General features: G+C 70.2%; 18 protein-coding genes. 10 read left to right on the top strand and 8 right to left on the bottom strand.

Features of this window, described 5'->3' with window-relative positions; translation table 11 throughout:
- Positions 1-125 precede the first annotated feature (125 nt).
- The 6 genes from ACLKM7_RS01585 to ACLKM7_RS01560 all read left to right on the top strand — a co-directional run bounded on the left by ACLKM7_RS01585 (position 126) and on the right by ACLKM7_RS01560 (position 8,136).
- On the top strand, positions 126-848 hold the full coding sequence (locus ACLKM7_RS01585) for a hypothetical protein (RefSeq protein ID WP_436445756.1): 723 nt from the start codon (positions 126-128) through the stop codon (positions 846-848).
- Between the two features lies 1 nt (position 849).
- Positions 850-2,457: a DNA polymerase Y family protein gene (locus ACLKM7_RS01580; RefSeq protein WP_436445262.1), complete on the top strand. Its 1,608-nt coding sequence runs from the start codon at positions 850-852 to the stop codon at positions 2,455-2,457.
- 123 nt (positions 2,458-2,580) lie between these two features.
- Entirely contained in the window at positions 2,581-6,072 is a 3,492-nt protein-coding gene (locus ACLKM7_RS01575; RefSeq protein ID WP_436445260.1) for an error-prone DNA polymerase, read from the top strand.
- Positions 6,073-6,182: 110 nt separating this feature from the next.
- The gene (locus ACLKM7_RS01570; protein ID WP_436445258.1) at positions 6,183-6,665 is read left to right on the top strand and encodes a ferritin-like domain-containing protein; all 483 of its coding nucleotides are present in this window, start codon (positions 6,183-6,185) and stop codon (positions 6,663-6,665) included.
- A 40-nt stretch (positions 6,666-6,705) separates the two neighbouring features.
- Positions 6,706-6,990, top strand: a complete 285-nt coding sequence (locus tag ACLKM7_RS01565) for a hypothetical protein (RefSeq protein WP_436445257.1) — start codon at positions 6,706-6,708, stop codon at positions 6,988-6,990.
- A gap of 105 nt (positions 6,991-7,095) precedes the next feature.
- The gene (locus ACLKM7_RS01560) at positions 7,096-8,136 is read left to right on the top strand and encodes a lactonase family protein (RefSeq protein ID WP_436445256.1); all 1,041 of its coding nucleotides are present in this window, start codon (positions 7,096-7,098) and stop codon (positions 8,134-8,136) included.
- Positions 8,137-8,165: 29 nt separating this feature from the next.
- Here the strand turns inward: ACLKM7_RS01560 and ACLKM7_RS01555 are convergent, their stop codons facing one another.
- Together ACLKM7_RS01555 and ACLKM7_RS01550 are read right to left on the bottom strand one after the other, a co-directional pair.
- Entirely contained in the window at positions 8,166-9,095 is a 930-nt protein-coding gene (locus ACLKM7_RS01555) for an SDR family oxidoreductase (protein WP_436445255.1), read from the bottom strand.
- Positions 9,096-9,237: 142 nt separating this feature from the next.
- The gene (locus tag ACLKM7_RS01550) at positions 9,238-10,077 is read right to left on the bottom strand and encodes a helix-turn-helix transcriptional regulator (RefSeq protein ID WP_436445254.1); all 840 of its coding nucleotides are present in this window, start codon (positions 10,075-10,077) and stop codon (positions 9,238-9,240) included.
- Positions 10,078-10,330: 253 nt separating this feature from the next.
- Here ACLKM7_RS01550 and ACLKM7_RS01545 point away from each other — a divergent pair, with 253 nt between their 5' ends.
- The gene (locus tag ACLKM7_RS01545) at positions 10,331-11,197 is read left to right on the top strand and encodes an alpha/beta fold hydrolase (RefSeq protein WP_436445253.1); all 867 of its coding nucleotides are present in this window, start codon (positions 10,331-10,333) and stop codon (positions 11,195-11,197) included.
- Between the two features lie 32 nt (positions 11,198-11,229).
- Here ACLKM7_RS01545 and ACLKM7_RS01540 read toward each other — a convergent pair whose 3' ends face one another.
- Positions 11,230-11,613 (bottom strand): hypothetical protein, encoded by a 384-nt coding sequence (locus tag ACLKM7_RS01540; RefSeq protein WP_436445252.1) that lies wholly within the window; start codon positions 11,611-11,613, stop codon positions 11,230-11,232.
- Between the two features lie 129 nt (positions 11,614-11,742).
- On the bottom strand, positions 11,743-12,639 hold the full coding sequence (locus ACLKM7_RS01535; protein ID WP_436445251.1) for an NAD(P)-dependent oxidoreductase: 897 nt from the start codon (positions 12,637-12,639) through the stop codon (positions 11,743-11,745).
- Between the two features lie 84 nt (positions 12,640-12,723).
- Between ACLKM7_RS01535 and ACLKM7_RS01530 the strand changes: the two genes are divergently transcribed.
- Positions 12,724-13,053, top strand: coding sequence for a winged helix-turn-helix transcriptional regulator (locus ACLKM7_RS01530; protein WP_436445250.1), 330 nt, complete (start codon positions 12,724-12,726; stop codon positions 13,051-13,053).
- A 45-nt stretch (positions 13,054-13,098) separates the two neighbouring features.
- On the opposite strand, the gene ACLKM7_RS01525 is transcribed toward ACLKM7_RS01530, so the two are convergent.
- Together ACLKM7_RS01525 and ACLKM7_RS01520 are read right to left on the bottom strand one after the other, a co-directional pair.
- Positions 13,099-13,566 carry a hypothetical protein gene (locus tag ACLKM7_RS01525; protein ID WP_436445249.1) on the bottom strand — a complete coding sequence of 156 codons (468 nt, stop codon included), beginning with the start codon at positions 13,564-13,566 and terminating at the stop codon, positions 13,099-13,101.
- 93 nt (positions 13,567-13,659) lie between these two features.
- Positions 13,660-14,091, bottom strand: coding sequence for a hypothetical protein (locus ACLKM7_RS01520; RefSeq protein WP_436445248.1), 432 nt, complete (start codon positions 14,089-14,091; stop codon positions 13,660-13,662).
- 271 nt (positions 14,092-14,362) lie between these two features.
- Between ACLKM7_RS01520 and ACLKM7_RS01515 the strand changes: the two genes are divergently transcribed.
- On the top strand, positions 14,363-14,974 hold the full coding sequence (locus ACLKM7_RS01515) for a GNAT family N-acetyltransferase (RefSeq protein ID WP_436445247.1): 612 nt from the start codon (positions 14,363-14,365) through the stop codon (positions 14,972-14,974).
- Between the two features lie 3 nt (positions 14,975-14,977).
- Here the strand turns inward: ACLKM7_RS01515 and ACLKM7_RS01510 are convergent, their stop codons facing one another.
- Both ACLKM7_RS01510 and ACLKM7_RS01505 read right to left on the bottom strand, forming a co-directional pair.
- Positions 14,978-15,631 (bottom strand): response regulator transcription factor, encoded by a 654-nt coding sequence (locus ACLKM7_RS01510; RefSeq protein ID WP_436445246.1) that lies wholly within the window; start codon positions 15,629-15,631, stop codon positions 14,978-14,980.
- Entirely contained in the window at positions 15,628-16,812 is a 1,185-nt protein-coding gene (locus ACLKM7_RS01505; protein WP_436445245.1) for a sensor histidine kinase, read from the bottom strand. Before ACLKM7_RS01505 ends, ACLKM7_RS01510 begins: the two co-directional genes overlap by 4 nt.
- A 282-nt stretch (positions 16,813-17,094) precedes the next feature.
- Between ACLKM7_RS01505 and ACLKM7_RS01500 the strand changes: the two genes are divergently transcribed.
- Positions 17,095-18,666, top strand: coding sequence for a multicopper oxidase family protein (locus tag ACLKM7_RS01500; protein ID WP_436445244.1), 1,572 nt, complete (start codon positions 17,095-17,097; stop codon positions 18,664-18,666).
- Positions 18,667-18,685 lie beyond the last annotated feature (19 nt).

Genomic DNA, 18,685 nt, shown 5'->3' with positions numbered 1-18,685 from the left:
CAGCACAGCATGTGCTCGAGCCCGTCGGCCAGGAGCCGGGGGGCGCAGAGTCGAGCGGCGTCGAGCTGGCGGGCGCTGGTCTGACGGGCGCTGGTCTGACGGGCGCTGGTCTGACGGGCGCTGGTCTGACGAGCACTGGTCTGACGAGCACTGTCGCGCGGCTGCGCGCCCAGGTCGAGCGCGTGCAGGGTCGCCGGCTCGACGCGCCGGTGCTCCCGGTGCATCCCGCGCTCGCGGCCCTGCTTCCGGGTGGGGGCCTGCAGCCGGGCGCGGCGTACTCGCTCCCGCGCTCGACGTCGCTGCTGCTGGCGCTGCTGGCGCAGCCGACGCAGTCCGGGTCGTGGTGCGGGGTGGTGGGGATGCCTCGGCTCGGCGCCGAAGCGGCCGAGGCGCTGGGAGTCGATCTGTCGCGGCTCGTGCTCGTTCCGGATCCGGGCGCCCGCTGGCTCGCGGTGACCGCGACCGTCGCCGAGGTGCTGCCAGTGGTGGCCGTCCGCCCGTCCGGGCGGGCACCCGACGGCGAGGTGGCGCGACTGGCGGCGCGGCTGCGCGACCGTGGTGCCGTGCTGCTGGTGCAGGGGCCGTGGCCGCAGGCCGAGGCGGCGCTCGAGGTCGGCGACCCGGTGTGGGAGGGCGTGGGGCGCGGCCACGGGTATCTCGCCGGGCGCGAGGTGACCCTCACCGCCTCCAGCCGGCGCTGGCCGCGCCCGCGTCGCGCGCGGGTGATGCTGCCGGATGCCGCGGGACACGTCTCGGCGACGCCGGAGCAGGCGCGGATGCAGCCGGTGCGTCCCGTCGATGTCGAGGCGGGATCGGCCTACCCCCTCGAGGCCAGGGCGGTGGGCTGACATGGCGCTGCGGTCTCCGGTGCGCAGTCTGGTGCTGTGGTTTCCGGACTGGCCGGTCACGGCATTGGCCCGTGACGCGGCGGTGTCGATGGATCCGGCGCGTCCGGTCGCCGTCGTCGAGCGCAATCTCGTCGTCGCGTGCTCGGCTGCGGCACGTGCCGAGGGGGTGCGCCGCGGCCAGCGTCGCCGCGATGCGCAGGCGCGCTGCCCGGGGCTGACGGTGGTGGCGGGGGATGCTGCGCGCGAGCATCGCGCGTTCGCGCCGATCGTGTCGCTGATCGAAGAGAAGGCGCCGGGCGTGCAGCTGGTGCGTGCAGGGCTCTGCGCACTGCGGGTGCGAGGCCCCGCCCGGTACTACGGCGGTGAGGCCGAGGCGGCGCGCGTGCTGATCGAGGCGCTGCACGGCTTCGGTCTCGACGAGGTGCGGGCGGGGATCGCCGACGGGCCGTTCACGGCCGAGCAGGCGGCGAAGGCCGGTGCGAGCACGCGGGACCCGGTGTTCGTCGTGCCCGCGGGCGGCGCCGCCGGCTTCCTCGCTCCGCTGTCGGTGGCGGTGCTCGATGCCTCGTCGTTCTCCGCGGGCGAGACGGCCGACCTCGTGGGACTGCTTGCGAGACTCGGCGTGCAGACGCTCGGCGCGTTCGCCGCGATGGAGCCCGATCGGGTGCGCGAGCGGTTCGGCGAGCGCGGCACCCGCGTGCACGCCCTGGCGGCCGGCCGCGACTCGCGCCCCGTCGAGCCTCGGACGCCCCCGCCCGAGCTGCAGCGCGAGGTCGCGTTCGAGCCGCCGCTCGAGATCGCCGACCAGGTGGCGTTCGCGATGCGCCTGACCGCCGACGACTTCATCGCGGGGCTCGGAGCGGTCGATCTCGTGTGCACCGAGCTGCGCGTCGAGCTCGTCGGCGACCGGGGCGAGCGCAGCGAGCGGGTGTGGCTGCATCCCGGTTCGTTCGACGCCGCCGCGGTGGTCGACCGGGTGCGCTGGCAGCTCGCCGAGGACGTCGGCGGCGGCACGGACGGGGGAGGGCTGCGCAGCGGGGTCGCACTCGTGCGGATCTCGCCCGAGGCGGTGGATGAGGCATCCCATCACGCCCCCGCGCTCTTCGGCGGCGGACCGGAGGAGCGCGTGCACCATGCGCTGTCGCGCGTGCAGGCGATGCTCGGCCATCGCGGTGTGCTGACCCCCGCGATCGGCGGGGGCCGGTGGCTCGCCGAGCGGCAGGTGCTCGTGCCGTGGGGGGACCGACACGAGAAGGGCCCCGACGGACTCGCCGCGCAGCGCAGCCGGCCGTGGCCGGGGAGTCTGCCCGATCCGCTGCCGGCGACGGTGTTCGCCGACCCGGTGCCGGTCGACGTGCGCGCCCTGGGCGGCGAGATCATCGACGTCGACGAGCGGGGCAATGTCTCGGCGGTCCCGGCCTTTCTCGTAGAGAGCGGGCGCCGGCGCGGGATCGAAGCATGGGCGGGGCCGTGGCCGGTGGTCGAGAGGGGATGGGATGCCGCGCGGGCGCGTCGCGCGCACCGGTTCCAGGTCGTCGACGTCGAGGGTGGGGCGTGGCTGCTCGTGTGCGAGGGCGACACGTGGACGGCGGAGGCGGCGTATGACTGACGCGCTCCGCGGGGCGTTTCGTCTCGCTTCGCTCGCCCAACGACCGGGAGCCCGGTCGTTGAGCGAGCGAGGAACGAGCGAGACGAAACGCCTCGAGCCGACGAGTGACGGCGGTGATCGCTGATGGGCTTCCACAACCCCGGTGTGCCGTGGTCCGAGATGGAGCGCGTGCTGAGCGGGCGCCGCCGTCCCGACGCGCGCCCCGCGGATGCGGACGGCGGCGACAGCCCGGCGTGGTCGCACAAGCGCGGTCCGTATGTGCCGCCGAAGATCGATCGCCCGCCCGAGGTGATCCCGTACGCGGAGCTGCACGCGCACTCGTCGTTCTCGTTCCTCGACGGTGCGTCCTCTCCCGAAGAACTCGCCGAAGAGGCCGAGAGGCTCGGGCTGCACGCGCTCGCGATCACCGACCACGACGGCTTCTACGGCATCGTGCGCTTCGCCGAGGCCGCAGAGTCGCTCGAGCTGAAGACCGTGTTCGGTGCCGAGCTGTCGCTCGAGCTTCCGCAGCCGCAGAACGGCGAGCCCGACCCGGTGGGGTCGCATCTGCTCGTGCTGGCGCGCGGCGAGGAGGGGTACCACCGGCTCGCGGGCGCGCTCACCCACGCGCAGCTGGCGGGGGCCGAGAAGGGGCGGCCGCGTTACGACCTCGAAGAGCTCGCCGATCAGGCCGGCGGGGAGTGGGCGGTCCTCACCGGGTGCCGCAAGGGTGCGGTGCGTCGCGCGCTGGGGCCGGGAGGGGAGGGACCGGATGCCGCGGCCCGCGAACTCGACCGGCTGGTGGCGCTGTTCGGGCGCGAGGCCGTACACGTCGAGCTCATGGATCACGGCAACCCGCTCGACACGCGCGACAACGACGTGCTGGCGGGGCTCGCCCGGGAGCGAGGACTGCCGCTCCTCGCGACGAACAACGTGCACTACGCGGTGCCCCGGCGGCAGCTGCTGGCCGCGGCGGTCGCGGCGGTGCGCGCGAACCGGGGCCTGGACGAACTCGACGGCTGGCTGCCGTCGCACGCGGGCGCTCATCTGCGCTCGGGGGCAGAGATGGCGGAGCGGTTCGTGCGGTATCCGGATGCCGTGGCCCGCACCGTGACGCTGGCCGACGAGCTCGCCTTCCCGCTGCGTCGCGCGAAGCCCGCGCTGCCGAAGCAGCAGGTGCCCGAGGGGCATACGCCGATGTCGTATCTCCGGAAGCTGGTGTGGGACGCAGTGCCCCGCAAGTATCCCGATCTCGCGGCGAAGGACCGCGACCGCATCGAGCGCGAGCTCGGGGTCATCGAGATGAAGGACTTCCCTGGCTACTTCCTGATCGTCTACGGCATCGTGCAAGAAGCCCGGCGCCGCGGCATCCTGTGTCAAGGCCGCGGTTCGGCGGCCAACAGCGCCGTCTGCTACCTGCTCGACATCACGGCGGTCGATGCGATCGCGTACGACCTGCCGTTCGAGCGGTTCCTGTCGAGCCTGCGCGACGAGGAGCCCGACATCGACGTCGACTTCGACTCGGATCGCCGCGAAGAGATCATCCAGTGGGTCTACGCCACCTACGGGCGCGAGCGCGCCGCCCAGGTCGCGAACGTGATCCAGTACCGGCCCAAGAACGCCGTACGCGACATGGCGAAGGCGCTGGGGCATTCGCCGGGCCAGCAGGACGCGTGGTCGAAGCAGGTGGAGCGCTGGGGAGCGATGCTCGATACCGGCGACGACCACGACATCCCCGACCAGGTCATCGAGTTCGCCTCGGAACTGCTGAAGGCGCCGCGGCATCTCGGCATCCATTCCGGCGGCATGGTGCTCACCGACCGGCCTGTGGGCGAGGTCGTGCCCATCGAGCACGCGCGCATGGAGAACCGCACGGTGATCCAGTGGGACAAGGACGACGCCGCGTGGATGGGCCTGGTCAAGTTCGATCTGCTGGGGCTCGGGATGCTGGCGGCCCTGCAGTACTGCTTCGACATGATCCGCGCCTCGACGGGCGAGGACTGGGAGCTTTCGACCATCCCCAAGGAGGAGAGGGCGGTGTACGACATGCTGTGCCGCGCCGATTCCATCGGGGTGTTCCAGGTGGAGTCACGTGCACAGATGGGGCTCTTGCCGAGGCTGCAGCCGCGACGCTTCTACGACCTCGTGATCGAGATCGCGCTGATCCGTCCCGGACCCATCCAGGGCGGCGCGGTGCACCCGTACGTGCGGCGCAAGATGGGGCTCGAGAAGGTGACCTATGCCCACGAGAAGCTCGAGCCGGTGCTGGCGCGGACCCTCGGCATCCCGGTGTTCCAGGAGCAGCTCATGCAGATGGCGGTCGCCGTCGGCGAGGTCAGCGGTGAGGATGCCGACCTGCTGCGCCGGGCGATGGGCTCCAAGCGCGGGATCGAGCGCATCGACTCGCTGAAGGAGAAGCTCTACGCCGGCATGGCGAAGAACAACCTCGTGGGGGAGGACGCCGACGCGATCTATGCGAAGATCCAGGCGTTCGCGAACTTCGGGTTCGCCGAGTCGCACTCGCTGTCGTTCGGGCTGCTCGTGTACGCCAGCTCGTGGATCAAGCTGCACTACCCGGCGGCGTTCCTGGCGGGGCTGCTGCGCGCGCAGCCGATGGGCTTCTACTCGCCCGGCACGCTCGTGTCGGACGCGCGCCGCCACGGTGTGGAGGTCCGTCGCCCTGACCTGCACCTGTCCGGCGTCGAGGCCGTGCTCGAACCGATGGACGACCCCCGGTCGTTGAGCGAGGAGCGCGGCGACGAGACGAAACGCTCCGGGCCGCCGCAGGACGTTTCGTCTCGCTTCGCTCGCTCAACGACCGAGGCCCGGCCCACCGGGCTGGACTCGTGCCTGGACCGGCACCAGCCGCCGGTGGGAGAGTTCGACCTCCACGCCCCCGACGAGTCGGCGGCGCATCGCCGCGACGCGGGCTTTGCGGTGCGACTGGGGCTTGCCGGGGTGAAGGGCATCGGCAAGTCGGTCGCGCAGCGCATCGTCGCGGAGCGCGAGGCGCAGGGGACGTTCCGCGATCTGCGCGATCTGGTGCGCCGCACCGGGATCACCGCCGCGCAGGTCGAGGCGCTGGCGACGGCAGGAGCCTTCGAGAGCCTGGGGCTGGCCCGCCGCGAGGCGATCTGGCTCGCCGGCTCGGCGGCCCAGGACCGTCCGGAGTTCCTGCCCGACTCCCTCGTCTCGGTGCAGCCGCCGTTGTTCACCGATCCCACCAGCTACGAGATCCTCGCCGCCGACCTGTGGGCCACCGGTATCTCGACCGACGATCACCCGATGACGCACTACCGGTCCGAGCTGGATGCCCGCGGCATCCTGACCTCGCGCGAGCTGCGCAGCCACGAGACGGGCCGCCGTGTGGAGGTCGCGGGACTCGTGACGCACCGGCAACGGCCGGCCACGGCATCCGGAGTCACCTTCCTCAATCTCGAGGACGAGCACGGCCTCGTCAACGTCGTGTGCTCGGTGGGGGTGTGGAACCGCTATCGCCGCATCGTGCGCGACTCGCCGGCGCTGATCGCTCGAGGCATTCTCGAGCGTTCGGCCGAAGGCGTGACGAATCTCGTCGCGGACCGGTTCGAGGATCTGCGGGTGGGGGTGCAGCACCGGGCCCGGGACTTCCGGTGACCCGTGTCGCGCTCCGCATCCGACGCTGTAGCGGCGCTCGGCCCTCGGTGCAACCCCCTACGGCGTTGAAGGGGGCGCACGTAACGTCGCAGCATCGAAAGGAACCATTGATGTCACAGACGAAGCTCGAAACCCCCACCGACCTGCTCCGCTTCCAGCTGCGGACCGCCTTCACGATGGAGGAGGACTCGCTGGCCGCCCTCGGCGAACTTGCGCAGGCCGCGAAGTCCGCCGACGTCAAGAAGCTCTTCCGCCACCACGCGGATGAGACGAAGGAGCAGATCGAGATCCTGCGTCGTGTGTTCGGCGTCCTCGGCTTCCCCGTATCGAGCGCCGCTTCACCGAGCACCAAGGGCATCTCCAAGCAGGCAACGTCGCTGATCGAACGATCCGCGCCCGCCCTGCGAGACCAGGTCACGCTTTCTGCGGCCCTGGGGAACGAGCACTATGAGATCTCCGCGTACGAGTCGCTCATCCTCGCGACGCGCTCGATGGGAGCAGCCGACGCCGTCGCGCTTCTTCAGCAGAACCTCGACCAGGAAGTTCACACAAGCCAGGAGCTGAATACCCGCCTTTCGACGATGACGGGTTGACGCTTCGTGCCGCTCCCGGGAGAGCGGCAGGAAGGTCGACGTGACAACGCGCCACCAGTTGGTCATCAATGGCCACACGTATCCACTCGCCGACGACGACCGCGTCGTCGACGTGAAGCATGCGATCCTCACCGCGGTCCACGACGGCGGCGCCTTCGTCGAGGTGCCCGCCGGTGCGGTCACCACCGCCGAGGTGCTGGTGACGCCCGCGACAGCCATCTACATCGAGCACATCGATGTCGTCGACAACGACCACTACGAGCTTCGGGAGCTCGAGAACGTGCGGTCCGAGTCGGGACCCGACGAGACCGACCTCTGGATCTGAGGCCGCCGGAGCGGTGCCGCGGGGCGATGCGGGCGACGGATGCCGCGGCGCTGAGCCCTCGCGGATGCTCGCGCGAGCGCGCCCGGGCCTGCGTACGATCGAGGCATGACGGATGCCCCTCTCGTACTCGTGGCCAACGCCGGCGACGGCAGCATCAGCACGTTCCGGATCGAGGAGGGGACGCTCGAGCGCCTCGCCGTGACAGACGGACTGTCGGGCTGCTCGACTTTCGCGGTGGATCCGGACCGCGACCTCGTGTACGCAGGGGTCAAGGGGCGCTCCGCCGACGAGGGCGCCGGCATCCTGACTCTGCGGCTGCACCGCGACACCGGGCAGCTCGAGCCGCTCTCGCGCCTGGATCTGCCGGACGGCGGCATGAACTACCTCGCCCTGACGCGCGAGGGCACGGGGCTGCTCGGTGCGTCGTACGGGGGCGGGTACGGGATCAGCTGCGCCGTTGATGACGGGGCCGTCGGCGAGCCGGTCTCGCGGATCGCCTTCCCGAACCTGCACGCCGTGCTGCCCAGCGCCGACGGCCGCTTCGCGTACTTCGTGTCGCTCGGCGCCGACCTCGTCGCCCAGTACTCGCTGGCCGACGACCTGCGGCTGGTGCCGCTCACGCCCGAGACGGTCGCTGCGCCCGCGGGGAGTGGTCCGCGTCACCTCGTGCTCAACGACGCGCAGGACGCCGTCTATGTGCTGACCGAGTTCTCGGGCGAGGTGCTGCACTTCACGCGTGACACCGAGGCGGGCACACTCGCGCTTCGCGACGCCGCCACGGCGTTCGACACCTCGAAGGGTCTCGGTCACAGCCGGTTCGGGGCGGACCCGATGAAGGAGCACTTCATCTGGGGTGCCGACATCCACTTCGCAGGCGACGGCCGGCGCCTGTGGTGCACCGAGCGCACCGAGAGCACGCTCGGCGCGGTGGCCGTCGAGGCCGATGGGTCGGTGTCGGCGCCGGAGCACTTCATCACGACCGAGCCGCAGCCTCGCGGTTTTGCGGTGAGCCCCGACGGCGCGTACCTGATCGCGGCGGGGGAGCGGTCGACCACGGTCTCGCTGTACGCGGTGGACGGCGACCGGCTCGACCTGCTCCAGCGCGCCGAGACCGGTCGCGGGGCGAACTGGGTGCGCTTCGTCTGAGGCTCGGTGCCGCTCGGCGTCGGGCAGCCTCAGCGGGCGACGTGCGCGCCGATGAAGCGCTCGGATTCCTCCCACACCCGGCGGGCATCGTCCATGGCGGTCAGTGGTGCCCACAGCTCCCGTCGGGCGGGCGGTCCGCTCATGACGCGCTTCGGACCGTAGAACTCGTCGCCGCGCCCATCCGGATCCGTCGCCGCCATCAGTGCCGGCAGGGCGGCGCTGGCCACCGTCCCCGCGATGCCGATGCGTGACAGCATCCGGATCACGCGGCGACCGCCGACCTCGCGGGCTCGCCCCAGCGCCGGCTGCGCGGCCAGCAGGTTCGTCGGCGAAACGCCGGGGTGCGACAGGTTGCTGCTGATGCCCCAGCCTTCCCGCCGGCTGCGCGCGTCGAGCTCACGGGCGAACAGCCCGACCGCGATCTTGGACTGCACGTACGCCCTCATGCCGTCGTACTCGTTCTGCCAGTTGAGGTCGCTCCAGTTGATGGCGCCGCTGCGTGCCGCGATGCTCGTCTGGTGCGTCACCCGCGCACGCCCCTGCCGCAGCAGCGGGAGCAGGCCCAGCGTGAGCGCGAAGTGGCCGAGGTGGTTCGTGCCGAACTGCAGCTCGAAGCCGTCCTTCGTGAGCTGACGGTTCGGCGGGGTCATGACGCCGGCGTTGTTGATGAGGATGTCGATGGGGCGGCCCTCGCCCCGCAGGGTGCCCGTCAGCGCCGTCACCGACTCCAGGGACGACAGGTCGAGCGCACGGGTCGAGACCGCGGCATCCGGGATCTGGTGACGGATGCGGTCGGCCGCGGCGTCGCCCTTGGCCGGAGTGCGCACCGGCATGACGACCTCGGCTCCGGCCTGTGCGAGTCGTGAGGCGATGACATACCCGATGCCGTCGCTGGCGCCGGTCACGACGGCGAGCTTTCCGTTCAGGTCGGGAATCCGGATGCCGGGTGTACGAGTCATGGCGATGGCCCTTTCAGGTCGGGGAGCGGTGTGCTCATGACCATGCTCGGGTGGTGTCGCTTCCGCGTTCAGTGCCCGTCGATCCACTGATCGCCGATCCACCCCTCGCCGTCGTCGCGCCGGCATCGAGTGCCGGATGCGGTCAACGCAGGCTCTGCGATCCGATCACGCTGAGCAACTGGAGCTTGTCGTAGCTCTCGCTGCCGGGCGCCGCGGTGTACACGAGCAGGCGGTGCGACTGCTCCGGGTCGAGCAGGGTCTGGCAGCTCAGCTCGAGCGCACCGACCTCGGGATGGTGGAACCTCTTGACCTCGGGCGGTCGCACGCCGACTTCGTGGGAGTCCCAGAGCTCCCGGAACTCCGGGCTCTGGGCGATGAGAAGGTCGGCGAGGTACGCGGGCCGTGATTCCGGCCCTCGCACGGTGATGAGCTCGCGCAGACCCGATGCGTACACGCGCGACAGCATCCGCTGCTCGTCCGGCGGGTACGGCGTGCGCGTCTGCGGGTCGGTGAACCAGCGGTACCCGAGACTGCGTGCGGGCCCCTCGCGGAGGCGCGCATCGCCGAGCAGTGCGACCCCCATCGGGGACTGGCGCAGGGTCTCGCCGAGCTCGGTGACGATCTCGGCCGGAGTATCGGACAACCGGTCGAGGATGCGCAGTAGACCCGGGCTGATGTGCTCGCTCGACGCGCCGCGGGTCGGGGGATTGTGACCCGCCAGGCGGAACACGTGATCGCGCTCGTCCAATGACAGGTGCAGCCCCTGCGCGATCGAGGCGACCATCTGCTCCGACGGCTGCGGGCCGGTGCCGCGCTCGAGGCGGGCGTAGTAGTCCGTCGACATGTGGCACAGCGCGGCGACCTCCTCGCGCCGCAGCCCACCTGTCCGCCGGCGCGGACCGCGCGAGAGCCCGACATCCTCGGGCTGGAGCGACTCCCTGCGCCGTCGGAGGAACTCGGCCAGACCCTCGCGATCGATCATCGACGCCCTCTCGTCCGCCCGTTCGCCTGGATCCTTCCTACCGTCCGCCGGTGACGCGAGCCAGGCTCTGCCGATCCACCCCTCGGCTCAGGGTCGTGGCACGCCGTGCCTGCGCGCCCGGGGCCGGCGGGTCGGTGCGATGTTGACGCTGTACACATGGTGTGTATCCTGTCGGCATGGCAGCGCGACACCGGCGATTCGATGAGGCGCACAGGACGCCCCGACCGACGGGACACTCGTCGTGATCGCGCCGGTGACGACGTCGACGGTCGACGTGCGCGGCATCCCGACGTTCTATCGTGAGGCCGGCGACCGCGACGCTCCGGTCTTCCTGCTTCCGCACGGCTACCCGGCGTCTTCGTACGAGTTCCGCGCGCTCATGCCGGCGCTTGGGGATCGGTGGCGGCTGATCGCTCCGGATGCTCCGGGCTTCGGCTACAGCGCGACGCCATCGCCCGACGACTTCCCGTACACCTTCACGGCATACACGGACTGGCTCGAGGCGTTCGCCGAGCAGCTCGCGCTCGATCAGTATGTGCTCTACCTGCACGACTACGGGTCGCAGTTCGGGCTTGAGCTCGCGATGCGGCATCCCGGGCGGGTGACTGCTCTGGTGATCCAGAACGGCGACATCTACGAAGACCAGTTCGGCCCCAAGTACGAGGCACTCCGCGGCTACTGGGACGCCCCGTCTCCCCTCGGGCTGCGCGAGCTGGCAGCCAACATCAGTGAGGAGGGATTCCGCGACGAGTTCGTCGGCGAGCTCCCGGCCGACCTCGCGACTCGAGTTCCGCCTGACCTGTGGACACTCCACTGGGCGTTGATGACACCAGGCCGCCACGAGTACGCCCGGCTGTTCCACGACCAGCGCACGACGCTCGAGCGTTTTCCGCTGCAGCGGGCCTACCTGCGCGAGCATCGACCGCCGACGCTCATCGTATGGGGCCGGCACGACGGCTACATGCCGGAGGGTGCCGCCCGCGCATACCTGCGCGATCTTCCGGATGCCGAACTGCACATCTTCGATGGCGGGCACTGGCTGCTCGAGACGCATCTGGACGAGGCGCTGAGGTGCGTTCGCCCGTTCCTCGACCGCGTCGATCCCCGCAACAGCGCCTGAGGCCGACGCCCGCGTAGGCCGCCCCCGCGCGCCTATCGGTTGAAGAAGGCGTTCGCGGACTTCGTGTAGAGCAGGATCACACCGATGATCGACGGCAGCGCCGACAGGAGTGCCGTCCAGAGGCTCTGAGTGCCGGTGAAGATCTGCACGACCGCGTTGACGATGTTCAGCACGAACACGACCGTGGTGATGATCCGGGCGACATTGCTGCCTCGGAACAGTCCGAAGCTCACGATGATGACGACGATCCCGACGATGATCGAGATGACGGCAGCGATGATCAGGGCTTCCCGACTCATGCTCGCGACTTCCAGGCCGCTGATGAGCAACAGGATCCCGCCCAGGATGCTGAAGAATCCGGATATCCAGGCGAGGACTGCGACGATGGTGACCCCGACGGGACGTGACTGCGCCATGGACGTGCTCCTTTGTCGTTCCCCCCTCACGAAACGTGAGTCGTGCACAACGTAGTGGCTCGAGTGACTCCGCGTCTACGCTCCCGCGAGCACGTGCGCTCCGCTGGCCGCACCACGATCTCGATCGGATCACCGCGGCTGGCGGAGCACCTCCACGACTCGCGACCACCCGTCGGCCCCGTGCCCGCGGTCGACGGCGTCCTGCGCGACGTCGCGCAGGAGAGCCGGCAGACGGGAGTCGACTCCGGCGTCGTGACTGGCGTGGACCATGTGCCTGAGGGCGGAGAGCTCCATGGCGAGGTTGTCTTCGGTCCCGGGATACTCGCCGCGGTCCGTGTCTTCGGCCAGGCCTCGGAAGGTCTCGGGCAGGATGTCGAGCATCGAGTTCGCCCACGGGACGAAGTCGGCGGCCGACAGCCCGTTGGCCGTGACGACGGCGGCCGCGTGGAGGAACGCCGTCATGCCGGTGAAGAAGACCTCCAGCATGGCGGTGTCGAGCACCGACGCCATTCCCGGGTCGGCGCCGACGAACGGAGAGCGGGGCGCCAGCTTCTCGAGGGTGGGGCGGTGCGCTTCGAGAAGGTCTTCCCGGCCGCTGTAGAGAATGAGTCCCTCCGGCGAGCCGATCAGGGGCGTCGGCACCATGATCGCTCCGACCAGCAGGCGGATGTCCTTGTCGTCCGCCCAGGCCTGCGTCGCCCTCGCCTCACTGGGTGTGGAGGAGGCGAACACCACGACGGTGCGCTCGGCGAGCGCCTCAGCAGGCAGCTCGTCCAGCAGTTCCCGCGTCGAGGCGTGGTCTCGCAGGCATGTGATCACCAGATCGGATGCCGCCACCGCGGCGGCCGCATCCGGCGCGACCGTGGCACCTGCCTGCTCGAGCGGCTGTGCCTTCGAAGCCGTGCGGTTCCAGACCGTGGTGTCGGCGCCCGCGCTCAGCAGCGCCTGCGCGAGTGCGGTGCCCATCGGACCGAGACCGAGGACGGAGACGGTGTTCGTGGCATGGGGATTTGGATCAGTCGTCACATTCTCAGTCTTCTGAGCACCGTCGATCGCGCAAGTACCCACTATTTTGTTCCCTACCCACCGATTGGTAAGGAGACATGTGCCATGACTGAGTTCTTCTGCGGACTGGATGCTGCGGTGGCGGTCGTCGGCGGAAAGTGGAAGCCGCTGATCCTCTGGGCCCTGTCGACGGGGCCCCGTCGCACGGGCGAGCTGCGGCGAGAGCTTCCGGGCGTCTCGGAGAAGATGCTGACGCAGCACCTGCGTGAGCTCGAGCGTGACGGCATCGTCCACCGCGAGGTGCATCAGGAGGTGCCCCCGAAAGTCGTCTACAGCCTCACCCCGGCGGGGACCTCTCTCGAGCTGGCGCTTCGCCCGCTCGGAGACTGGGGCGACGACCACATGCCGACGATCTCCGCGGCGCGGGCGAGCTAGGACGGGCACAGTGGATGCATCGCACGAGGGGATGCATCCGCGCGCTCAGGGCCGGGGCGGCCGGGACCTGGTCGCCGCCTGGATGCCCCAGGCGATGAGTCCGCCGACCGCGCCGGTGAGTGCGCCGGCGAAGAGGCTCCCGGGAAGAACGGCCAGTCGGGGGATCACCCCCGGGACGCCGCTGTCGTCGAGGAAGGCGGGATTGCCCGCATACAGCGAAGACCACAGCAGCTGATGCGTGATCGCGAGCATGACCGCGAAGATCAGGCCGATGACGAAGACCGTCAGGAACGGATTCGGCACCTTCTTGGCCACGGCGACGGCGATCCAGACCGCGACGGGTGCGAGCGCCAGGAACCATGACGCCGGCTGCATCTCCTCGATGATGTGAAGGTCGTGCAGGATCACGCGCGGCAAACCGAGTGCCGCGAGCCCGATGAGGGCAAGAACGGATAGTCCGAGCGGACGTCGTCGGACGGGAGGAGTCGGGTTCGCAGGTGTGTGGGAGGTCATGGTGGTCACGCTAGGTCTCGACCACCGCCGAGGTCGTCCTCCCGGAAGCGACACCTGAGTCGCGCGGTGACGACACACCGGTCAATGGGCGCATCAGGCTCGTCGGCGCCGGACCCGCTGGATGGCGCCTGCGATGACGCCGGCGAGGGCTCCGAGACCCGCAGCACGCGAGATCTCGATGGTGCCCGCCGTGACGTTCAAGCCGACGCCGTAATCGGGCCATTCGCCGACGAGCACCGTCGTTGCGATGAGCAACGCGCCGGACAGGACCCCGGAGAGCGTGAGGGTGAGCACAGGTCGCGGTACGTCGCCGAATCCGGCGCCGAGCATCCAGACCAGCAGCGTCCCGACGAGCGCGACCAGCGCCGTGCCGAGATCCCCGATCAACGCTTCGAGCCTTACCAGGCGCAGTACCGGCCAGAAGAGCCCGAGGGTGCCGAAGCCGATCACCGACGCCCAGCTGATCCGGCCACGGACGGGAATCGGAGGTGTCGCCGGGTGCGGCGACGGGTCGACGTGGCTCATGCAGCCAGCTAACGGCGATGGCGGAAGATCCGCGTCAGCCGGGGATCGGTCATGCTGTCGCTCCGGAGCGACACTCGTCGTCCCCGGACGATCCCCCGTGTGCCCGCGCAGGGCGCCGCCGCGGGCACCATCGCGGGACGACAACCGGGGTCGCCTCGCGTCGACGAGGTGAGCGCCGGGTCTCGGTCGGAAAGTCGTCCGGCGGGGGCATCCTCCGAATCGCCGCGGATCGCAGGATGGGATCCCAATCGACGCGTAGGAAGGCCCCGAGATGGCAACCTCATCGCCCTATCTGTCCGTTCGCTCCCTCGGCGGCTCCGATCTGGACGCCGCAGCCACGCTGCTCGGACGGGGAATGACCGACAATCCGGTGCACGTCGCCGCGTACCGGGGTGACGACGCCTCGCGGGCGCGCCGTCACGAGCTGCTGATGCGCACCCTTCTTCGCCATTCGCCTTCATGGCAGATCGAGGGGGTCGACCGGGGCGACGCGCTCGCCGGGGTCGCGGCATCGGCCCCGCCCGGCCATTGCCAGCCGACCCTGGCGGCACGGCTGCGTTTGCTCGGACGGGCGTCCACGTTCGGCGCGGGTGCTGCCTCACGGCTGGTGTCGTGGCAGAGCGCATGGTCGCGGCACGACCCCGACGCACCGCACGTCCACCTGGGACCGGTCTCGGTCGACCGGCATCTGCGCGGCCAGGGCATCGGGGGCCTGCTGCTGCTGCGTCACGTGACGAGGCTCGATGCGACGGGCGCGACGGGCTACCTCGAGACCGACCGCCCGCGAGCCGTCGAGTTCTATGAGCGGTTCGGTTACGTCGTGGTCGACGAGGCGGAGGTCATCGGGGTTCCCTGCTGGTTCATGCGCCGCCCTGCTGCATAGGCGCTACGACACGACCAGGCCTGACTTGTGGGCGATGACGACCAGCTCGGGCCGGTCGCGGGCCCCGACCTTGGCGAGAATGCGACTCACGTACGTCCGAGCCGTCGCCGGGCTCAAGTGCAGGATGGCCGCGATCTCGTCGTTGGTATCGCCGTGCCCGATCCTCGTCAGCACTTCGAGCTCGCGCGCACTCAGATAAGTCAGGCGAGGATCGGGCACCGGGGCGGCGTGACCGGCCGCGACCATGTCCATCAGACGCTGCGTGATCGCGGGCGAGAGCAGACGCTCGCCCTGTCCGGCACGCCTGACCGCATCGCGCAGCTCGTCACGCGGGGTGTTCTTGAGCAGGTACCCGATCGCGCCCGCGCGGATCGCCTCGACGACGTCGGCATCGTCGTCGAAGGTGGTCAGCACGACGACGTGCGTGCCGGCCAACTGCTCGTCGGCTCGGATCACGCGCGTCGCCTCGATGCCGTCCATCACCGGCATGCGGAGGTCCATGAGCACGACGTCGGGTCTGTGCTTCCGCGCCGCCTCGACGCCGCGTCGCCCGTCTGTCGCCTCGGCGACGACATGGATCGACTCATCCCGAGTCAGCAGTGCGCGCAGTCCGGCGCGCACCAGGTCCTGGTCGTCGACCAGCAAGACCGTGGTCACTTCTCCACCACCTCCAGAGGAATCGACGCCCTCACGGCGAATCCCGAACCCCGACTCTCCGCCGAGAACGTGCCTCCGAGAAGGTGCGCCCGCTCCCGCATGCCCGCGATGCCGTTCCCGCCCTCGGCAGCCGCGGCAGACGGCGCACGAGGCGCGCGCTGACCGTCGTCGGCGATACTCACACTGATCATTCCGTCCGGGGTCTCGTGAACGTCGACGTCGACGCGGGTGGCGTCGGCATGCCGGACGACGTTGGTGATCGACTCCTGCACGAGCCGGTACACGGCGGCCTCCACCGTCGGTGATGGCGTGGAGCGAAGGTCGACTCGTAGCTGCACGTCGAGGCCGGCCTGGCGCGCGGGGATCGTCGCCGACTCGAGGTCCGAGATGCGCAGGAGCGCCCGCGATGCGACGCCGTCCTTGCGCAAGCTGGCGACCGTGCGTCGCAGGTCGGTGAAGGTCGCGTCGGTGGTGTCGGCGATTGCCTTGAGGGAACGCCGGACCTCGGCGTCATCCGACCCGAGGGCATCCTCGACCACCTGCGTGTGCAGTGTGACGACGGTCAGAGCATGCCCGACCGAGTCGTGCAGCTCGCGGGCGATCGCCAAGCGCTCGGCCAGCACTCGTTGCTCGGCCTCGCGCGCGTAGCGTTCCGCCGTCAGTTCGGCGATCTGCGCCGCCTGCCGTCGAAGCTCACGGCGTGACCGCACGCTGTCGCCCAGCGCGACCGCGCCGGCCAGGAGCAGCGCGTGCCCGGGGAGGTCGTAGCCCACGACGAAGGACGGGTCCTGATCGTCGGCGAGACGATAGACGACTGAGATCGTCATGACGGACGCCGATGCGATGATCGCGGCACCGATCCGCCCGTACTCGGCGGCGGAGAAAACTGCTGCGGCCAACGGCACCGCGACGCCGATCGGCGGGTTGCCGGCCGCGTAATAGGCGACGACGGCCACGACCGAGAGCGCGACGACGACGACCGGGTACCTGCGGCGCACGAGCATGAGGGCACCGAGACCGACGGCCCAGAGGTATGCCCACGCGTCGGGCTGGTCGCGGCTGATGTCCGCGGCGATGACCAGGGACACGGTGAGGGCGACGCCGATACCGAGCAGGACGTCGAGGACCCAGGGTGCGGGTCCCGCTTCGGACCGGGGGATGCCGCGATCGTCATCGATCATGCTGACATGGTAGGTCGCGACCGGGCGGCGTGCGCCGTGCCGCGATCGCCCATGCCGCGACCGCCCCAGCCGCCGAGCAGCAGCCGCATCGTGCTTGGCCACGCCGCATCACCCCTTCTCGTCCCGCCCGACGGTACCGGGCGGCACCGCGTCGGCGATATCGACGGGGAGCGGGTGTGGGTGTCGCGCGCAGGCGACACACCTCATGTCGCTTCGAATCGACTCGACATGTTGCCTCGGTGCGGACGCGACGCCACCGCCAGGGTTCGTATCGTCCCTGCCATGACCACAGCGCCGCCCTCGATCCCGCTCCTGACGCCCATGCCACGTCGTCGCCGCAACGCCGTCGGACCCGTCGTGCTGCTCGGGGCAACCCTGCTGACGGTGGCGGCTGTCGTCACGGCCTGCACCATCGGGCCGGGCTTCTCGGATTCGTCGGTCTTCCAGCCGAAGGCGCCGCCGGCCTTCGACACGCCCCTGCCCGTCCCCCCGCTGGCGGAGTCGCGGGTCGTCGACGGCACGCGGGTGTTCTCGCTGACGGCTGATGAGGGACAGATGGAGTTCACCCCCGGCATGACCACGCCGACGTGGGGCTTCAACGGCGACTACCTGGGCCCGACGCTCCGCGCGACGCGAGGCGAGAAGGTCGCCGTCGAGGTGACCAACAACCTGCCCGAGACGACGACGGTGCACTGGCACGGCATGCATCTTCCCGCCGCGATGGACGGCGGACCGCACCAGCCCATCGAACCCGACGGGCAGTGGCGCGCCTCGTGGCGCATCGATCAGCCGGCCGCGACGCTGTGGTACCACCCGCATCCGCACGGCGACACCGAAGAGCATGTGCTGCGCGGCCTCTCGGGGATGTTCATCCTCGACGACGAGAACACCGGCGCCTACGGCCTGCCCACACAATACGGGGTCGACGACATCCCGCTCGTCGTGCAGGACAAGAAGTTCACGGCCGACGGTGAGTTCCAGCTCGACGCGCAGGGGAACGAGGTCGGCCTGCTGGGCAACGTCATCCTCACCAACGGTGCCTGGGGTTCCGTCCTCGACGTGACCACCGAGCTGGTGCGGCTCCGGATCCTGAACGGCTCGAGCGCGCGCACCTACGACTTCGCGTTCGACGACGGTCGCGAATTCTCGCTCGTCGGCACCGACGGAGGACTCCTCGAGGCGCCGCACTCCACCGATCACGTACGCCTCTCGCCAGGGGAGCGCGCCGAGATCGTGGTGGGGCTCGAGCCCGGATCCGAGGCGATGCTCCGCTCGCTCCCGCCGGATCTCGGGGCTGTCGCTCTGTCGTCGGCCTACGGCGGTACCGACGAGTTCGACGTGCTGCTGCTCAAGGCCGCCGATGCGCTGCAGCCCTCGACATCCCTCGCCGACCGGTTCGCGCCGGTAGAGCGGTTCACCGAGCGAGACGCCGACTACGAGCGCACGTTCGAGGTGCAGAACCGCGAGATCAACGGACTGCGGATGGACATGCACCGAATCGACGAGGTCATGCAGATCGGCTCGACCGAGCTGTGGACCGTCACGAACCGCGACCTGTTCCCGCACAACTGGCACGTTCACGACGTCCAGTTCCAAGTGCTCGACATCGACGGCGCACCGCCGCCCGCCGAGCTGCTGGGCTGGAAGGACACCATCTACCTCGAGCCGCGCCGGCAGTACCGCATCATGATGCGGTTCGAGGACTACGTCGACGACGACAAGCCCTACATGATCCATTGCCATCTGCTGCTGCACGAAGACGAGGGGCTGATGTCGCAGTTCGTCGTCAGCAGGAGCGAGCCCAGCCGCAACACCGAGCCTTCCGGCGGCGGGGGTGGGCACGGCACGCACTGACCCCGGCCCCACCTCCGAC

This window comes from Microbacterium sp. I2, from assembly GCF_051364985.1.
Lineage (GTDB): Bacteria > Actinomycetota > Actinomycetes > Actinomycetales > Microbacteriaceae > Microbacterium.
This window is presented reverse-complemented; position numbering and strand designations above follow the sequence as displayed.

Excerpts from the sequence above, each read along its gene's own strand:
- ACLKM7_RS01575 (WP_436445260.1), top strand. The coding sequence starts at position 2,581 with ATGGGCTTCCACAACCCCGGTGTGCCGTGGTCCGAGATGGAGCGCGTG.
- ACLKM7_RS01570 (WP_436445258.1), top strand. The coding sequence starts at position 6,183 with ATGTCACAGACGAAGCTCGAAACCCCCACCGACCTGCTCCGCTTCCAG.
- ACLKM7_RS01530 (WP_436445250.1), top strand. The coding sequence starts at position 12,724 with ATGACTGAGTTCTTCTGCGGACTGGATGCTGCGGTGGCGGTCGTCGGC.
- ACLKM7_RS01500 (WP_436445244.1), top strand. The coding sequence starts at position 17,095 with ATGACCACAGCGCCGCCCTCGATCCCGCTCCTGACGCCCATGCCACGT.
- ACLKM7_RS01540 (WP_436445252.1), bottom strand. The coding sequence starts at position 11,613 with ATGGCGCAGTCACGTCCCGTCGGGGTCACCATCGTCGCAGTCCTCGCC.
- ACLKM7_RS01560 (WP_436445256.1), top strand. The coding sequence starts at position 7,096 with ATGACGGATGCCCCTCTCGTACTCGTGGCCAACGCCGGCGACGGCAGC.
- ACLKM7_RS01520 (WP_436445248.1), bottom strand. The coding sequence starts at position 14,091 with ATGAGCCACGTCGACCCGTCGCCGCACCCGGCGACACCTCCGATTCCC.
- ACLKM7_RS01550 (WP_436445254.1), bottom strand. The coding sequence starts at position 10,077 with ATGATCGATCGCGAGGGTCTGGCCGAGTTCCTCCGACGGCGCAGGGAG.
- ACLKM7_RS01515 (WP_436445247.1), top strand. The coding sequence starts at position 14,363 with ATGGCAACCTCATCGCCCTATCTGTCCGTTCGCTCCCTCGGCGGCTCC.
- ACLKM7_RS01525 (WP_436445249.1), bottom strand. The coding sequence starts at position 13,566 with ATGACCTCCCACACACCTGCGAACCCGACTCCTCCCGTCCGACGACGT.
- ACLKM7_RS01580 (WP_436445262.1), top strand. The coding sequence starts at position 850 with ATGGCGCTGCGGTCTCCGGTGCGCAGTCTGGTGCTGTGGTTTCCGGAC.
- ACLKM7_RS01505 (WP_436445245.1), bottom strand. The coding sequence starts at position 16,812 with ATGATCGATGACGATCGCGGCATCCCCCGGTCCGAAGCGGGACCCGCA.
- ACLKM7_RS01555 (WP_436445255.1), bottom strand. The coding sequence starts at position 9,095 with ATGACTCGTACACCCGGCATCCGGATTCCCGACCTGAACGGAAAGCTC.